This is a genomic window from Rhodococcus sp. BS-15 (assembly GCF_000813105.1).
GTDB lineage: Bacteria > Actinomycetota > Actinomycetes > Mycobacteriales > Mycobacteriaceae > Rhodococcoides.
Window position 1 is genome coordinate 1 of sequence record NZ_BAOX01000596.1, and the last position, 809, is coordinate 809.

The 809-nt window shown below is 66.7% G+C and carries 1 protein-coding gene and 1 pseudogene; both read right to left on the reverse strand.

The features are described from left to right. Nucleotides 1-188 (reverse strand): annotated as a pseudogene (locus RHBS_RS28165) (hydrolase); the annotation flags it as partial. Then, the coding region (gene dacB / locus RHBS_RS28170; protein ID WP_128646948.1) for a D-alanyl-D-alanine carboxypeptidase/D-alanyl-D-alanine-endopeptidase at nucleotides 185-809 on the reverse strand (625 nt) is incomplete at its 5' end. The pseudogene RHBS_RS28165 and the gene dacB, both read right to left, overlap by 4 nt.

The window sequence follows — 809 nt, forward strand, 5'->3', positions numbered from 1 at the left end:
GGTCCCTCGGCCCGAATCGATGCGGCGGCGAGCTCTTCCACGGCTGCAGCGGCGGTGTAGCGAGATGTGGCCGGGCCCTTGCGGGCCAGCTTCGCTCCGGTCTTCGCCGCCACGGACCAGTCGACGGCACCGGCGAAACCGGAGGTGGCTTCGCTGTCGTCGGCCTTCGCTGCTGCGTCCGTGTTCACTGGCAACCACACAATCTCAGGGTCGATGCGACGGCATCGAGGGCGGGGCGACTGACGTCGGGCGGCCGGTCGTTGGACATCAGGGCGAAGGTCAGGATTCGGCCGTCGACGTCGACGACATATCCAGCCAAAGCACTTGCAGCAGAAAGGGTTCCGGTCTTCGCACGAACCCAGCCCGCTCCGGTTCGGTTCCCCGAGGCGTACCGATCCGTCAGAGTTCCGGTGGCACCTGCGACGGGAAGATAGTCGAGCATCGGACGCAGCGACGGCTGCTCGGTTCCGGCTGCCGAGGTCAACACCTGGTCGAGCAGCCTGGCCGGTATCTTGCCGTCGACCGACAGCCCGCTGGCGTCCTCGAGCGTGAGTCCGGCCATGTCGAAGCCTGCGGAATACAGGGTCTGCCCGATCGATGCCACTGCACCGGAAAAGCTTGCGGCCGTGTTCATCTCGAGCGAGAGTTCGCGTCCGACGGCCTCGGCGAGGACGTTGTCGGAGCGATAGATCATCTGCTGCAAGCGGTTTCGCAGCGGCGCGGATTCGACGGATGCGATCTGATCGGCTCCGTCGGTGGCCTTGCCGGTCGTCACCGCTGCCGGGTCGACGCCCAGTCCCGCGGCCAGA